12 protein-coding genes are annotated in these 15,509 nt (G+C 68.2%); 8 read left to right on the top strand and 4 right to left on the bottom strand.

Annotated features, from left to right (window positions below; all coding sequences use genetic code 11):
* Nucleotides 1–9: 9 nt before the first annotated feature.
* Genes ON062_RS01105 through ON062_RS01095 form a run of 3 tightly spaced genes read left to right on the top strand, consistent with a single transcriptional unit; the run spans nucleotide 10 to nucleotide 3,505 of the window.
* A complete protein-coding gene (locus tag ON062_RS01105) occupies nucleotides 10–1,665 on the top strand; it encodes an amidohydrolase (protein WP_274645286.1) in 1,656 nt (551 codons plus the stop codon).
* Between the two features lie 53 nt (nucleotides 1,666–1,718).
* Nucleotides 1,719–3,149: an FAD-binding oxidoreductase gene (locus ON062_RS01100; protein WP_274645285.1), complete on the top strand. Its 1,431-nt coding sequence runs from the start codon at nucleotides 1,719–1,721 to the stop codon at nucleotides 3,147–3,149.
* On the top strand, nucleotides 3,146–3,505 hold the full coding sequence (locus tag ON062_RS01095) for a cupin domain-containing protein (RefSeq protein ID WP_274645284.1): 360 nt from the start codon (nucleotides 3,146–3,148) through the stop codon (nucleotides 3,503–3,505). The genes ON062_RS01100 and ON062_RS01095 overlap by 4 nt, the downstream gene beginning before the upstream one ends.
* A 279-nt stretch (nucleotides 3,506–3,784) precedes the next feature.
* Here ON062_RS01095 and ON062_RS01090 read toward each other — a convergent pair whose 3' ends face one another.
* Complete coding sequence (locus ON062_RS01090) at nucleotides 3,785–5,440, bottom strand: PucR family transcriptional regulator (RefSeq protein WP_308209610.1); 1,656 nt, start codon at nucleotides 5,438–5,440, stop codon at nucleotides 3,785–3,787.
* A gap of 89 nt (nucleotides 5,441–5,529) precedes the next feature.
* Here ON062_RS01090 and ON062_RS01085 point away from each other — a divergent pair, with 89 nt between their 5' ends.
* The 4 genes from ON062_RS01085 to ON062_RS01070 all read left to right on the top strand — a co-directional run bounded on the left by ON062_RS01085 (nucleotide 5,530) and on the right by ON062_RS01070 (nucleotide 9,867).
* Nucleotides 5,530–7,017 (top strand): CoA-acylating methylmalonate-semialdehyde dehydrogenase, encoded by a 1,488-nt coding sequence (locus tag ON062_RS01085; protein ID WP_274645283.1) that lies wholly within the window; start codon nucleotides 5,530–5,532, stop codon nucleotides 7,015–7,017.
* A gap of 28 nt (nucleotides 7,018–7,045) precedes the next feature.
* Nucleotides 7,046–8,404, top strand: a complete 1,359-nt coding sequence (locus ON062_RS01080) for an aspartate aminotransferase family protein (protein ID WP_274645282.1) — start codon at nucleotides 7,046–7,048, stop codon at nucleotides 8,402–8,404.
* Between the two features lie 370 nt (nucleotides 8,405–8,774).
* Complete coding sequence (locus tag ON062_RS01075) at nucleotides 8,775–9,182, top strand: transferase (protein ID WP_274645459.1); 408 nt, start codon at nucleotides 8,775–8,777, stop codon at nucleotides 9,180–9,182.
* Between the two features lie 37 nt (nucleotides 9,183–9,219).
* Nucleotides 9,220–9,867, top strand: coding sequence for a thermonuclease family protein (locus tag ON062_RS01070; protein WP_274645281.1), 648 nt, complete (start codon nucleotides 9,220–9,222; stop codon nucleotides 9,865–9,867).
* Between the two features lie 8 nt (nucleotides 9,868–9,875).
* On the opposite strand, the gene ON062_RS01065 is transcribed toward ON062_RS01070, so the two are convergent.
* Nucleotides 9,876–10,274: a DUF1304 domain-containing protein gene (locus tag ON062_RS01065; protein WP_274645280.1), complete on the bottom strand. Its 399-nt coding sequence runs from the start codon at nucleotides 10,272–10,274 to the stop codon at nucleotides 9,876–9,878.
* Between the two features lie 35 nt (nucleotides 10,275–10,309).
* On the opposite strand from ON062_RS01065, the gene ON062_RS01060 reads away from it, so the two are divergent.
* Entirely contained in the window at nucleotides 10,310–11,065 is a 756-nt protein-coding gene (locus ON062_RS01060) for a LysR substrate-binding domain-containing protein (RefSeq protein WP_274645279.1), read from the top strand.
* Nucleotides 11,066–11,283: 218 nt separating this feature from the next.
* Here ON062_RS01060 and ON062_RS01055 read toward each other — a convergent pair whose 3' ends face one another.
* Both ON062_RS01055 and ON062_RS01050 read right to left on the bottom strand, forming a co-directional pair.
* A complete protein-coding gene (locus ON062_RS01055) occupies nucleotides 11,284–13,752 on the bottom strand; it encodes a CHAT domain-containing protein (RefSeq protein WP_274645278.1) in 2,469 nt (822 codons plus the stop codon).
* A 36-nt stretch (nucleotides 13,753–13,788) separates the two neighbouring features.
* Nucleotides 13,789–15,480, bottom strand: a complete 1,692-nt coding sequence (locus tag ON062_RS01050) for a S8 family serine peptidase (protein WP_274645277.1) — start codon at nucleotides 15,478–15,480, stop codon at nucleotides 13,789–13,791.
* Between the last annotated feature and the right edge of the window lie 29 nt (nucleotides 15,481–15,509).

Raw genomic sequence — 15,509 nt, 5'->3', positions numbered from 1 at the left:
GAGAAGTCCATGCCTCACGCAGATCTCGTCTTCACGGGCGGGCCGGTGTTCACCGCGAACACGGTCCGCTCGCGAGCCCGCTCGGTGGCTGTGTCGGGTGGCCGCATCGTCGCCGTGGGCGGCGACGACATCCGCGAATGGATCGGCCCGCGCACCGAGGTGGTGGACCTTTCCGGACGGATGCTGGTGCCCGGCTTCCAGGATGCCCACGTGCATCCGGTGTGGGGCGGGCTCGACATGTTGCGCTGCGATCTGGCAGAGCTCAGCACAGCGGCCGAGTACCTCGACGCGATCGGTGCGTATGCGGCCGCACACCCCGAGGACGAATGGGTGCTCGGCGGGGGTTGGCAGATGTCGGCGTTCCCCGGCGGCACCCCGACCGCGGCGGCCCTGGACACGGTGGTCGCTGATCGGCCCGCGTTCCTCCCGAACCGTGACGGTCACGGCGCGTGGGTGAACTCCGCAGCGCTACGACTGGCCGGGATAGACCGCAACACCCCTGACCCCGCGGACGGGCGCATCGAACGGGACGCCGACGGCAACCCGACCGGGACACTCCACGAGGGTGCGATGGGGCTGGTCAACCGTCTGCTTCCTGAAGAACCGCTCGAGCGGCTCACCGAGGCGCTGCTCGTCGGTCAGCGCTACCTGCACTCGTTCGGCATCACCGCCTGGCAGGACGCCATCGTCGGGTCGTATGGCGATGCCGGCGACCCTGGCCCCGCCTACCTATCTGCGGCTGCGGCGGGCACGCTGACCGCCCGCGTCGTCGGCGCCATCTGGTGGGATCGTGCGGCCGGAATCGAGCAGATCCCCGATCTCGTAGCCAAGCGCGAGCGCTATCGCGGCGGCCGTTTCGCGACCACGACGATCAAGATCATGCAAGACGGTGTGCCCGAGAACTTCACGGCGTCGATGCTCGAGCCGTACTGCGACGGTCACGGTCATTTCACCGACAACTCCGGGATCTCGTTCGTGGCACCCGAGATCCTGAACGAAGCCGTCCCGCTGCTCGATGCGGCCGGCTTCCAAGTGCACTTCCACGCGATCGGCGACCGTGCGGTTCGGGAATGCCTGGATGCCGTCGAACATGCGATCGCGCGCAATGGGCGCGGCGACAATCGGCACCACATCGCACACATTCAGGTGGTGCATCCCGATGACATCCCGCGCTTCCGTCAGCTCGACGTCGCGGCGAACATGCAGTCGCTGTGGGCCGCCCTCGAACCCCAAATGGTGGATCTCACGCTGCCGTTCCTCGGCGAACCGCGTAGCGCATGGCAGTACCCGTTCGGCGACCTGCTTCGCACGGGCGCAGTTCTCGCCGCCGGCAGCGACTGGTCGGTGACTTCGCCCGACCCGATGGCGGCGATCCACGTCGCCGTGAACCGACTCGCAGCCCCCGGATTCGAAGAGGGCGAGTATGACGCGTTCCTCCCCGAGCAGGCCATCGACCTGGCAACGTCGCTCACCGCCTACACGGCCGGCTCGGCATGGGTGAACCACCTCGACCACGTCACCGGAACCGTCGAGGTCGGCAAGTATGCCGACCTGGCGGTGCTCGACCGCGATCCCTTCGAGGGCCCGGTCGATCAGATCGGCGCGACGCGCGTCCTCCAGACGTTCGTCGAAGGTGAGCGCGTCTACGCGTCGGACGACGCGTAGACATCTCGGCCCCGGCACGCAACACAACCCAACCCCCGGAAAGGGTGATAGCAGTGGGAACCACTGTTTTCGAACGAAATCGGCCGAGCGAATCGGTCATCCAGAACTCTCTGATCCACACCAGAAACTCGGTCTTCTGGCGCGACGACCTCCCGGCGGACCTCTTGCCGGACCGCGACTCGCTCCACGGTCACCACCGCGCGGACCTCGTGATCGTCGGCGCAGGGTACACCGGGCTGTGGACGGCTCTTCTGGCATCAGAGCGCGATCCGAGCGCCCGCATCGTGGTCATCGAAGCGCAGCGTGTGGGCTGGGCAGCATCCGGCCGCAACGGAGGCTTCTGCGAGTCGAGCCTCACGCACGGGCATGAGAACGGGCAGTCCCGCTGGCCCGATGAGATGCCCACGCTCGATCGCCTGGGGCTGGCGAACCTCGACGCGATCGAGGCCAGCGAAGCCCAGTACGGGATGGACTTCGAGTTCGAGCGCACCGGGCAACTCGCCCCCGCGACCGAGCCTCACCAGGTCGAGTGGCTGAAGGAGTGGGCCGCCGAGGGCGAGGAAGGCGTCGTCTATCTCGACCACGAGGCCACGCAGCAGGCTGTGGCTTCACCGACGTACCTGGCCTCGGTGTGGGAGAAGAACACGTGCGGTCTCGTGCATCCCGCGCGCATGGCCGCGGAGCTTGCGCGCGTGTGCGAAGAGCGCGGCGTGCGCATCTTCGAACGCTCACACGTGACACGCATCGACAGCACCCGCACCGACGTGACGGTGACCACGGCGAACGGGCAGGTCACGGCATCCCGAGCCGCCCTCGGCACCAACGTCTTCCCGTCCCTGCTCACGCGCAACCGGCTGATGACGGTGCCGGTGTACGACTACGTCCTGATGACCGAGCCGCTCACGAGTGACCAGCTCGCGTCGATCGGCTGGGGTGATCGGCAGGGCATCGGCGACATGGCCAATCAGTTCCACTACTACCGGCTCACGCGCGACAACCGCATCCTGTTCGGTGGATACGACGCGATCTACCACTACGGTCGCAAGGTCAAGCCCGAGTACGAATACCGGCCGCAGACGTGGCGCACGCTCGCCAGCCATTTCTTCACCACGTTCCCCCAGCTCGAGGGACTGCGCTTCAGCCATCAGTGGGCTGGGGCGATCGACACCTCGACGCAGTTCACGGCCTTCTTCGGAACGGCGCGCCGCGGGCGCGTCGCATACGCCGCGGGATTCACGGGGCTGGGCGTCGGCTCGACGCGTTTCGCCGGCGAGGTCATGCTCGACCTGCTCGACGGCATCCAGAACGAGCGCACTCAGCTCGAGATGGTGCGCAAGCGCCCGCTCCCCTTCCCGCCCGAGCCGGCCGCCGCGATCGGCATCAACGCCACCCGCTGGTCGCTGGATCGTGCAGACCACAACGAGGGCAAGCGCAACGTGCTCCTGAAGACGCTCGACGCGCTGGGCTTGGGATTCGACTCATGAGCCCGGCGCAGATTCCCGCCGGCGCGATCGCGGATGCCGCGACCCTCGCACTGGAGCACGAAGCCGTCGCCGCCGATCAGGTGGTCACGGGTGCACCGTCGACCGGCTACGCTGCCCTCTTCGACGAAGACAGCCCGGGCGAGATCGGTGTGTGGGAGATGACTCCGGGCGCGATGCGCGACTCCGAGGTGGACGAGGTGTTCGTCGTGCTCGCCGGCGATGCGACCGTCGAGTTCACTTCTCCCGCGCTGCCGTCTATCGAGTTGCGCCCGGGTGTCGTCGTGCGACTGGATGCCGGAATGCAGACCGTCTGGACGGTGCGCGAAACGCTTCGAAAAGTCTTCATCGCGCGCTAGTGCGATCCCGGCCCACGCCCGCGCTCCTCGCCTCCACGTCCGCGCTCCTCGCCTCCACGTCCGCGCTCCTCGCCGAATCCACGTGTTGTCGCCGAAACCACACCTTCCCCGCGGTGTTTAAGTCGTGCACTCGGCGATAACACGTGTTCTCAATGCGCGCGGGGGTGTGGGGTGGTGCGGCCAACGCGCGCGGGGGTGTGGGGTGTGATGCAGCGAACGCGCGCAGAGGGCTGGAGTCGCGGACGCACGCGGGGGTGTGGGGCTGCGGCGAGAGCGCGTTCAGCGCCCGGCGCTGCGCCGCACAAGGAGCGCCAAGTGCAGCGCCGTCTGCGTCTCGCCGTCATCGAGATCGAGCGCGAGCAGTTCTTCGATGAGCGCGATGCGCTGGTAGAACACCGAACGCGACAGATGTGATGCGGATGCCGCAGCCGTGCGATTGCCGGGGTGGGCGAGCATCGCCTCGAGCACGTCGAGCAGGTCGCCGCCGCGCGTGAGGTCGTAGTCGATGAGCGGGGCCAACATGCGCTCGCCGTGCTCGTGCACGCGGTGGTCGTCACGCAGCGCGGTGACCAGATGCACCAGGGGGCGGTCCTCGGCGCGCCGCACCACGAGTCCCTTGCTCGTGCGCCGCCGGCGGCCGCGCGCAAGGTCGACAGCGTCGTGCAGCGACGCGAGCGCGCCGTCGACATCGGCGGCTGCGCGCCCGATCGACACCACGAGGCGATCGGCGTCCGGCGCGTGCTCGACGCACTCACGCGCGAACGCCTCGGCTGCCGCCTCGTCGAACCGGGTGGTCTGCGGCACCGACAACAGAACGGCCGCTGATGCGCCAGCCACGCCGTCCGGGGCAGACCCCACCAAGGCACGACCGTGCAGAGTGCGGGCCGCGGCATCCACCCGATCTGCAGGAACGGATGCCCCGGCGAACACGACTCCGAACACGGTCGCCCCGTGCAGGGGAAGTCCGGCCGCCTCGAGACGCGCCGCAGCACCCCCGACCCCCGCGAACCGGCCCGCGAGGAGCCCGTCGATCAACCGGCGCCGACCGATGCGCCCCCACTCGTCGCTCTCGCCATCGGCGAGGCGCTCCACGGCGAGCGCAATCGCGGCCTGCTCCATCACGGCAGTCCGCCCGGCCGGGTGATCAGGACCCGGCAGGGCGATCACGTTGCCCCACCGAATGCCGCGCGCTTCGACCGGCACGATGATCCAGTCATCGGCGTCGGGAAGGATGCCGCGCTCGCGGCGCTGTTCGGCACGGCGTTGCTCGGACCGCGAGCGCAGCTCCCAATCGGCGAAGAGGTCTTGCTCCCACGCGAGCGGGACTTCGGCGACGACAACCTCGTGCGCGAGATTCTCGAGCACGATCGGGGCGGCGAGGGTCTGCGCGAGCTGGTTGACGATGAAGTCCGCCGGCGATCCGCGCAGAGCCAACGCGGTGAAGCGTTCGCGTACCTCATCTCGCGCGCGTAGCGCGGTCGTCTGCCCGGCGATGATCACGCTGTGCACCGCCTCGGTGACACTGACGAACTTCACCTCGCGGTGGAGGACGACCAGCGCCAAGCCTCGCTTGCGGGCGGCCTCGACGAGGACGGCAGGGGTGTACCGATAGTGCGCCCCGAGCTCGAGGACAACACCGGCGATTCCGGTCTCGGCGAGGGCGTCGATGAAACGGCGCATGTCGGCAGGGTCATTCGGCCACGAAGAGCCGGTCGACAATAGGAGTTCGCCGCCGTTGAGCAGGCGCGCCACGTCCGCACTGTCAGACACGTGAACCCACCGCACGCGCGCGTCGAGGGCGCGGTCTCCCACGAGAACCTCGGGGACCCCCTGGGCGAGCACGTCGAGGGCGAGCACGTCGCGCACGGTCGGCAGGGTCTCGCTCGCAACCGGACGATCCGTACGAATGCGTCGATCTTCACGACGTTCGTGCACCTCTGCCGCCTCTACTGCTCTGACACACTGGGACGAATCCACCCTAGATGATGCCCGGTCGATCTGTCCGGCAGACCCCAGGAGTCACCATGAGCCTCATCCCGCACTACATCAATGGCGCCGAGTCCGGCAGCGCAGAGCGCACCGGCAACGTGTTCAACCCTGCGACCGGCGAGGTGCAGCACCAGGTGGCGTTCGCGACCACCGCCGAGGTCGAGACCGCGATTGCGGCAGCCAAGGCCGCCCTGCCCGCATGGAGCGCCACCGGCCTCGTCAAGCGCGCCGATGTCTTCTTCAAGCTGCGCCACCTGCTGCTCGAGCGTCAGGACGAACTCGCCGCCATCCTCACCAGTGAGCACGGCAAGGTGCTCTCCGACGCCAAGGGCGAGATCAGCCGAGGTCTGGAAAACGTCGAGTTCGCCGCGGGTCTGGTGCACCTCCTCAAGGGCGAGCGCAGCGAGCAGGTCTCGCGCGGCGTCGACGTGCACTCCGTCAAGCAGCCGGTCGGCGTCGTCGGCGCGATCACGCCCTTCAACTTCCCCGTCATGGTCCCGCTGTGGATGACCGCCACGGCGATCGCGTGCGGCAACACCGTCGTCCTCAAGCCCAGCGAGAAGGACCCGAGCGCGTCGGTGTTCCTCGCGAAGCTCTTCGAAGAAGCCGGGCTTCCCGCCGGTGTGCTGAACGTCGTCCACGGCGACAAGGTGGCCGTGGACGCGATCCTCGACTCGCCCGATGTCAAGGCCGTCAGCTTCGTCGGGTCGACGCCGATCGCCCGCTCGATCTACCAGCGCGCGACCGAGCAGGGCAAGCGTGTGCAGGCCCTCGGCGGAGCGAAGAACCACATGGTCGTCATGCCCGATGCCGACCTGGATTCTGCAGCGGATGCCGCTGTCTCGGCCGCCTACGGATCGGCCGGCGAGCGCTGCATGGCCGTCTCGGTGCTCGTCGCGGTTGGCGACGAGGTCGCCGACGCCCTCGTCGAGAAGGTTGCTTCTCGTGTCGGCTCGCTGACCATCGGCGACGGCACGGACGCGGCATCCGAAATGGGTCCGCTGATCACCCGCGAGCACCGCGACAAGGTCGCGTCCTACGTGACCGGCGCTGCCGCTGAAGGCGCGACGGTCGTCGTCGATGGCACGACCCAGACGTTCGAGGGCGACGGCTTCTTCATCGGCGTCAGCCTGGTCGACCACGTCACGCCCGGCATGAAGGTGTACGACGACGAGATCTTCGGACCGGTGCTGTCGGTCGTGCGCGTCCAGACGTACGCCGAGGCGGTCGAGCTGATCAACGCCAACAACTTCGCCAATGGCACCGCGATCTTCACGCGCGACGGTGGCACGGCGCGCCAGTTCGAGGTCGACATCGAAGTCGGGATGGTCGGCGTCAACGTACCGATCCCCGTGCCGATCGGCGCCTACTCGTTCGGCGGGTGGAAGAACTCGCTCTTCGGCGACTCGCACATCTACGGCCCCGAATCGGTGCACTTCTACACGCGCTCCAAGGTGGTCACCACGCGCTGGCCCGACCACACCCCCTCGCAGATCAACCTCGGGTTCCCGAGCAACCACTGAACCGCGCCCCACGCCGAAAGGACGCCCCATGACTGACGTCGCCATCGACACCGACACCGAAGCGCGCGTGCGCGCCGACGACCGCGGCCACGTGTTCCACTCGTGGAGCGCACAGGCCCTGATCGACCCCCTTCCCGTCGCCGGTGGCGAAGGGGCGACCTTTTGGGACTACGCGGGGAACAGCTACCTCGACTTCAGCTCGCAGTTGGTCAACCTGAACCTCGGGCACCAGCATCCCGACCTCGTCGCTGCCATCCAGCAGCAGGCCGGCCGACTCGCGACGATTGCCCCCGCGATGGCGAACGACGTGCGCGGCGAGCTTGCCCGCCGCATCTCAGAGGTCGCGCCCGAGGGCTTTGAGAAGGTGTTCTTCACCAACGGCGGGGCCGACGCCAACGAGAACGCCGTACGCATGGCGCGCTTGGTCACGGGCAAGCGCAAGGTGCTGTCGATGTACCGCAGCTACCACGGCAACACGTCGACGGCGATCGCGCTCACCGGCGACCCGCGCCGCTGGGCGAACGAGCCCGCCGACGGGTCGGTGGCGAAGTTCTTCGGTCCGTACCCGTACCGGTCGGCTTTCCACTCGTCCTCACCCGAGGAAGAGACCCAGCGGGCGCTCGAACACCTCGAGCAGACCATCATCCTCGAGGGTGCTTCGACCATCGCGGCCATCGTGATCGAGACGATCGTCGGCACCAACGGCGTGCTGATCCCCCCGCCCGGGTATCTGGCTGGCGTGCGCGAACTGTGCGACCGGTACGGCGTCATCTACATCGCCGACGAGGTGATGGTCGGCTTCGGCCGCATCGGTGAGTGGTTTGCGTTCCAGGCGTTCGACGTCGTGCCCGACCTCATCACGTTCGCGAAGGGCATCAACTCGGGTTACGTACCGCTGGGCGGCGTCGTCATCTCGGACCGCATCGCCTCGCACTTCGACACCGTAATGTTCCCCGGTGGGCTCACGTACTCCGGTCACCCGCTCGCGTGTGCGGCGGGGCTCGCTACGTTCGACGTGTTCGAACGCGACGGGATCCTCGAACGCGTACGCGACCTCGGCACCCGCGTGGTCGAGCCTCGGCTGCAGCAGATCGCGTCGCGGCATCCCTCCGTCGGAGACGTACGCGGCATCGGGCTCTTCTGGGCGATCGAACTGGTGCGCGACCGCGAGACCCGCGAGCCACTTGTTCCCTTCAATGCCAGTGGGCCGGATGCCGCACCCGTCACCGCGGTCGCGGCGGCCTGCAAGCGCGATGGCCTGTGGCCCTTCACGCACTTCAACCGCGTGCACGTCGCCCCGCCGCTCGTGATCGAAGAGGACGAGCTGGTGCGCGGCCTCGACATCATCGACCGCGCGCTGTCGCAAGCCGACGAACACGTGCGCTGACGCGCGGTCCGCACACCTCACCGCAGCACACACAGCGCGGGCCAGCCACGCTTGGCCCGCGCGCGGAGCGCACGCAGCGCCACTCGCGGCAGTAACAGAGGAAAATTCACCCCCTGAGGACGGATGACGCCCCGGCATCCTCATGAGGTGAATCTTCCTCTGCTAGCGCAGCGCAGCGTGGCGTGGCGTGGCCACGCGTGCGTTGCGCGCGGCGCGCAGAGCGTGGTGGCGCGCTGAGCGTGGCGCGGGCAATCCGATGCGGTGCGCGCGCCGAATAACCTCTCGAGACCCGAATCGATGTGCGGGAATGAATCCCCCGTCCATGTCGTTGGGGTCAGAGTCCGGCATACGAGTGCCGCAGGAGGGGTTCGTGGGTAAGAACTACATCGACATCGAGAACGATCTTGGCGAGACACTGCGCTACCGCAAACACGTCAATGGTCGGGGCCTGATCGCGCACGGGGCCAAGGTGCACCCGAGCGCGGTGGTAGAAGCTGGTGCGTATGTAGAACCCGGAGTCCAGATCGCCGCGGGCGCTCACGTCGGCCGCGGCGTGTGGGTCGAGATCGACGCCGTCATCGGGCCCGAGGCACGCATCGAGCCTCACGCTCACATCGGCCAGGGTGCCGCCATCGGTGCAGGCGCGAAGATCGGAGTCCGAACTCAAGTGGGAACCGGTGCGCGCGTCGCCACGGGGTCTCTCATCGGTGACGACGAGACGATCGGCGACGGCGAGCGTGTGGCGACCGACCAGCGCGGTCTACGCCTCGCCGCGTAGCCAGGCGCCTGTCGGTCTCTCGCGCTAGCCTGACGCGGTGACCACATCGCCGCGCCGCCGTCGACGATGGACGCAACTTGTCTGCATCGCAGGCGGCGCGATCGCCGTCGCGCTGGCTTTTCTCGCGCTGACAGGTGACCCTCAACAAAGTGGCTTCCCGGTCTCGAGCGACGCGCAGACGGCCGAGTCTCCGCAGACGGCCGAGTCTCAGCGGCCCGGTGCGTCCGATGCGCCCGCGCGCCCGACCGACGCGTTCCCCATGACCGTCGAGTACGTGATCGACGGCGACACCATCAAGGCCACGATCGACGAACCAAACGAGATCATCGAGACCTCGGAGCGCATCTCGGTGCGAATCATTGGAATCGACACCCCCGAGATGCGCCCGACGCCGGAGTGCGGAGCACAGGAGGCCACCGACACCCTGAGCGCCCTGTTGCCGGAAGGCTCGACGGTATGGGCATCGCCCGACCGCGAATGGTACGACCGCTACGATCGCGCGCTCATGTACTTATGGTCGGATGCCGGCACCTTCATCAATCTCGAGATGATCGCCCGGGGCGATGCCGTGACGCTCGAAGTGACCCCCAACACGATGTATGCCGATCTTTTCGCCGAGGCTGAGGCGGATGCTCGGGAAGACTCACGAGGGCTCTGGAGCGCCTGCGCCGATCAACGAGGCTGAGTGCGTGCCTACGCGAAAAGGAACAGGACGAACCCGATCAGTGGCAGTGTGCCCTGGGTGAGCGCTGCACGTAGGTACTTCGATCCGGAGGTCATGAGCACGAGAGCCGCGGCAGTCATGGATCCGAGACTGAACAGGACCAGCGTGCGACCCGCCACATCGGCGGTTGTCGCTTCGGCGCCCACGAGAAAGAGTGCGAGACCGATCACGGTGCCGATCGCGAGGAACAGGTTGTAGAACCCTTGGTTGTACGCCATCGGGCGCGTGATGTCGGCGGCCTCTTGCGAGGGCACCCCGAACCGCTTCCACGTCTTCGGCTGCGACCACTGCACCGACTCGAGCACGAAGATGTACACGTGGAGCAGCGCGGCCAGCGCGGCGAAGACCGTGGCGAGGATCGTGATCATGATCGAACACTAACGCCACGACTACGCTGAAGCCCATGGGTGCAGGCGGCGGTTCGCGGGGAAAGCCCGGCAAGGGCAAGAAGGCGGCCGCCGGCGGGCGGGCCCGCACCGCGCAAGCAAAAGGTTCGCGCACACGACAGGCGCCACATAAGGAGTCACCGACGACCGCACACTCCGAGCCATCCACGCCCGCGATGCCCGAGCTTCTGCGCGTGGGCGCGGTGCCCGGCTCCACTCCCGGCAAATGGATCGACACCTTCACCGAGCGCTTCCCACAGACGGCGCTCGAGTTCGTCGCGCTGTCCGCGGCCGATCAGCATCGCGCGCTCCACGATGGCGATGTCGACCTCGCTATCGTGCGCATGCCGGTCACCTCTGACGAGATCCACGTGATCCCGCTCTACGAAGAAGTGCCGGTGGTGGTGGCATCCATCGATTCTCACCTGATGGCTGCGGACGACCTCCGACTCGAAGACCTTGCAGGGGAAGTCGTCATCGTCCCCGGCGACGACGTGCTGAGCCTCTCGGTCGTCGGCGCTGCCCCGCCACGCTTCGAGCCGCCGGCCGATACCGCGGGAGCCATCGCCACGGTGGCCGCGGGCGTTGGATGCGTGGTCGTACCGATGTCGATTGCTCGCGCGCATCAGCGCAAGGACGCCGATTGGCGTGTCCTGGTCGACGGGCCGGTCTCACCCGTCGGCGTCGCGTGGCGCAAAGACGCCGAGAATCCGGCGGTCGATGCGTTCATCGGCATCGTTCGCGGTCGTACGGCGAACTCATCACGGAACTGATGCGAACGAAGTGCGGGGGATGTCGCCGACCTGGGTCCCTGCGACATCCCCCGTGGTTCGAGCACGAAGACCGTGTCCCCCCAGACACGCCCCATGTGTGTCTTCGCGATATCGCCGACCCCCAGCCCGTCAGACGACTCTCGTTCCGATGATCCAGAGCCCGCTTCCTGGAGCCTGATACATCCCGGCCAAAACTTTTTTTGACAGCGACCCCAGGCTCAGAATCCAGCCCCGTGTGCTTGGAAGGGCGCGACGATTCCGGTGTGATCGGATGCCGCCGCCAGCGCCTCTGCCGGGCTCATCCCGCGGGCAAGCCCGTCGTGCATCGCGCTGAGCAACTCGCACGCGTCGTCGTCGGCGACGATGACGGGCGCGGCGATGACACAGCGCGAGCCGGCATGCAGCCAGACACGTGTCATGCCCACGGCCTCTTCCCCCCACCGCACCGACGAGCGACCCACCTCGCAGGCAGAGAGCACCACGGTGCCTGGCACGCGCGGAATGAGGTCCACGTCGTAGCCGAACAGTGCGCCGTCAGCGAGCTCGAGACCCGAGAAGAGCGGGTTGTCGGCGGAGTGACGTCCGTGCGCAGCGATGTGCAGGACGTCGACCGATCCGGCCAGCGCGGTCGCGGCTGACACAGTGGCCGCGTCCTCGGCCAGCACCTCGGCGCCGCCCCACCCCGAGGCACCGGCGCGGACCTCCTCCTCACCTCGGGCGACGCGCGGACCCACCACGAATCCTGCGCTCTGGTGACGCACCGGCTGCGTCTGCGCGCGTGCCCATCGGCTCGCCGAAACCGCCAGAGTGAAGACGCGACCGCGCATCGCGGGGAGGATCGACCATGGAATCGCACTCAGCGCCCCAGGGACAGTGAGCACGAGCCTTCGCCGGTCGGCAATCTGCAACAGCGGCGCGAGTAGGAGGCGTGAGATTTCCGCAACGCGCTGATCTAGCGAGCGGCGCACCACCGCGGCCATCGGACCGGTCTGGATAGAGGCCGCCATGTCGAGGTCGGCGCGCAGGCCGCGCAGCAGACCCGCCACCTCGCCCCACGGGGCCACATCGACCACTCGCGCGTCGTCACCCGTGATCGCCACAGCGGCGATCACCTCACCTGAAAAGACATACGACAACACGGCGGTGTCGGCATCGAGGCCGGATCGCACCGAATCGAGGTCGAGCACGCCATCGGTATCGGTCGAGCGCGTACGGCTCCACTGCCGCTCGCGCGCACGGTTGCGCAGGTGAGCCGCACGTGCGCCGTCCAGCCAATCCGCTCCCGGGTTCTCGGCGCGGAGCATGCGCAGTTCGGCAAGTTCGGCGGCGAACTCCTCGTCGGGCGGAGGGCGCAACGGCACCGCCTGCTGAGCCAGGTTTCGCGCGCGCTCGGACCACTCGAACACCACGTCGGCGCGGCGCGAGGAAATCGCCGACGCGAGGCCTGCGAACACCAGGTTCGCCCCGTGCATCGCCACCGAGGTCTGCAGGTCGAGGCTTCCGAACGAGCTCTGCCACCGGGTGAGGGCTTCCAAGCCGGATGCCGCGTGCTGGCGCGCCTGTGCGCCTCGCCCCGCCGCCGCAGCACGCGCCGAACGCAGTTCGGCGGCCAGCATCTGTTCTTCCATCGTTGCGTGATCCGAGATGCGCGCCACTCGAGCCGCGCGCTCGCCCCGACGCGCACGAGCCAGGGCGGCAGCCAGCCGCAGTGATGTCGCTTCGCTGCGGAACCCGTGCGCGGTCAACCGGGTTGCGACCTGGGCAACTGTCTCTTCGCTCGGCATTCGTGCCGCCCGGCCACTCCCCGACAGAGTCACGCGGGCTGCTCCGAACGCTGCGCGTAGCCGGATCGCATCTGCACGGGCCGCCCACGCGTCGTTCCCGAGAGCGTGAAATCGTCGCGCGGCAGCGGCGGCGCTGGTGCGCGCGGCACGCGCATCGTGGGCGAGTTGCGAGCGCGCCAAGTGGAACTCGGCCTCGGCGCGCGACTGCGGCATCCGGTGGGCAGCGAAGGTAGCGGCAGCGTTGGCCAGGATGCGCTCGGCTTCGGTGACGAGCCCCGCGTCACGCAACACCTCGGCGCGGTCGACGTCGCACACCGCGGCAGCGACGGGCGAGGCGGCGGCATCGTCGCGCGCGGCAAGCATCTGGTGAAGGGCGTCGACGAGATCGCCGGCGAGCAGCGCGGTGTAGCCGAGGTTATGTCGCGCTTGGGCTTCATCGGTCGACAGTCCGTGCTCCGAGAAGATCGCGGCAGAGCGCTCGAGGTCATCGGCCGCGTCTGCGAGCCGGCGCTGCTGCATGCGCACCAGGCTCCGGTTCATCCGGGCCCGCGCGGCGGGCACGGGGTCGTCTTGCAGACCGTTGATCGCCTCACTCAACCAGCGCTCTGCGTCGTCGAGTCGCCCACCGTAGTTGGCGAGCGCACCCAGCTGGCCACGCAACACGGCCCGAGTGTGGTCCTGCAACTGCGGAGTGGCGAGGGCATCACGCAAGATCTGCTCGGCGCGAGACGGGTCCCCCGTCCGCTGCACCGCCAAGGATCTCGTTCCGGCGATCCGCGCGCGCAGGTCGGGATCGTCGGTGCGAGCCTCTGCGCGATCGAGCTCACGCTGGGCAGCGGCGTACTTGCCGTCGATGCACAGAGCGACGGCACGTCGGTGCAGATCGGATGCCGGCAGTGCCACTGTCACATCTTGGCGCAGATGTCAGCGGCGCGCCGTTCACGCGGGTGCGCGCCGACGCCCCGCCCACTCCTTGCGCACGCGGGCACCAGCCTTCGCCAACGCCTTCACGCGAGATTCCACGGACGAGTGCTTGCCGTCGATCAGACCATCTTCGACGAGCGTCGCCACGAGTCCCGCGATGAACGGGGCGGCGAACGATGTGCCGCTCCACACCGAAAACCCTCCGGTGAAGTCATCGGGGTCGATCGTCTCTCGGCGCAAGCCGTACCGATCGTTGCGCGTGCCGGCCTGCGTGCCTCCGTTGAGGGGAGGAAAGGCGCTCACGACCGACGCACCCGGCGCATACACCTGCACCCAGTGACCGACGTTGCTGAAGAGCGCCACCGACACGCCGTTCGGGTTGAGTGCGCCCACCGAAAGGTGCGGCGCGGCATCGGCGGGGTCGTCCACAGTGAACTCGGCGTCCGGCCACCGCCACAGGGCAGCGGGGAATGCCGGGCGATCGGTGGCGTCGTTCCCCGCCGAACACACGACCGCGCACCCGTGTCGGCGCGCCGCGATCAAGTACTGCACGAGCGTCTGATCGAACTGCCCGTCCGCGGGGGTCTCGTGGTAGTAGCTCAGCGACAGGTTGAGAACGTCGATCGGGCGTCCACCCGGCATCCCCTTGGCTTCTCGGATGACCAACTCTGCGACGGCGCGCACGGCGTGGAGAAACTCTCCCTCAAGAAGCGTTCCCTGGCTGTCGGCAACCCTGATCGAGATGAGATCGGCATCGGGGCACTCCTGCCGCAGGATCCCGGCGACGAAGGTGCCGTGCCCGGAAGCGGCATCCAGAAACCCATCGAACGGGCCATACAGGTCGCCGATCGACTCAGGGTCGGTCGCCGGCGAGGAGATTCCGATCGGTTCACCGTGAAGGGTGGGATGCCGGTCGACGATCGAGTCGGGGAGCCACGGGTGCTCGCCGCACCCGGTGTCCATATAGGCGATGACGGGGCGACGACCGCGGATGCTCTCATCGTCGCGGCGCGGCGGGTCACCGATATATGTGACGACTTCGCGACCACCGGAACCCGGGTAGGCGTAGGTACCCGGGCCGGGCGCGTTGGTCGAGCCGAACGGGTTGGTCGAGCCGAACGGGTTGGTCGAGCCGAACGGGTTGGTCGACCCGAACGGGTTGGTCGAACCGAAGGGGTTGGTCGAGCCAAACGGGTTGGTCGAGCCAAACGGGTTCGTGGAGCCAAACGGGTTCGTCGAACCGAACGGGTCGACGCTGATGACGTGGTCGAGCCCCGCGCCCTCGACGGGTGATCCCGTGAGAGCGCGCGCCCGCTGCAGCAGTCGCCACGCGTCGACGGGCGGGACAGGCTTGTCGTCGCGCCCCTCCCGCGGATCGGGGAAGATGACGGCGATCAGCACGAGCGGAAGCCCGAGCTCTTCGCGGGCCTCCTTCGCACGAGAGAACGCGTCGTCGTCTTCGAGGCGGTCGCCCTTGATCGTGGCCAGCCGGACGCCCCAGCCGAATTCGCCGGCCGCACGCCGCAGCTCGCGAAGGGTGTGAGCAAGATCGCCGGAATCGGTGATCAGCAGGTGATCGGGGGCGTATGCGGTCGGATACGCGTCGAAGCCCTCGACGCTCTCCCCCGCGTCACTCAGGGGCACGCCCCTCGGCTTCGCCGCCTCGACCCGCGCGCGCCATCCATAGTCTCCGTCGCCGACAGCCATCAGGCTCTGCTCCCCCCGCCGCCGCGGCG

The organism is Microbacterium sp. C7(2022) (assembly GCF_028823665.1).
Lineage (GTDB): Bacteria > Actinomycetota > Actinomycetes > Actinomycetales > Microbacteriaceae > Microbacterium.
Note: the sequence above shows the minus strand (reverse complement) of the source record. Positions and strands in the feature narration are given on the sequence as shown.

Bases quoted from the DNA above. Each gene is read 5' to 3' on its own strand.
- ON062_RS01050 (WP_274645277.1), bottom strand. From the start codon at position 15,480: ATGGCTGTCGGCGACGGAGACTATGGATGGCGCGCGCGGGTCGAGGCG.
- ON062_RS01095 (WP_274645284.1), top strand. From the start codon at position 3,146: ATGAGCCCGGCGCAGATTCCCGCCGGCGCGATCGCGGATGCCGCGACC.
- ON062_RS01085 (WP_274645283.1), top strand. From the start codon at position 5,530: ATGAGCCTCATCCCGCACTACATCAATGGCGCCGAGTCCGGCAGCGCA.
- ON062_RS01060 (WP_274645279.1), top strand. From the start codon at position 10,310: ATGGGTGCAGGCGGCGGTTCGCGGGGAAAGCCCGGCAAGGGCAAGAAG.
- ON062_RS01080 (WP_274645282.1), top strand. From the start codon at position 7,046: ATGACTGACGTCGCCATCGACACCGACACCGAAGCGCGCGTGCGCGCC.
- ON062_RS01065 (WP_274645280.1), bottom strand. From the start codon at position 10,274: ATGATCACGATCCTCGCCACGGTCTTCGCCGCGCTGGCCGCGCTGCTC.
- ON062_RS01105 (WP_274645286.1), top strand. From the start codon at position 10: ATGCCTCACGCAGATCTCGTCTTCACGGGCGGGCCGGTGTTCACCGCG.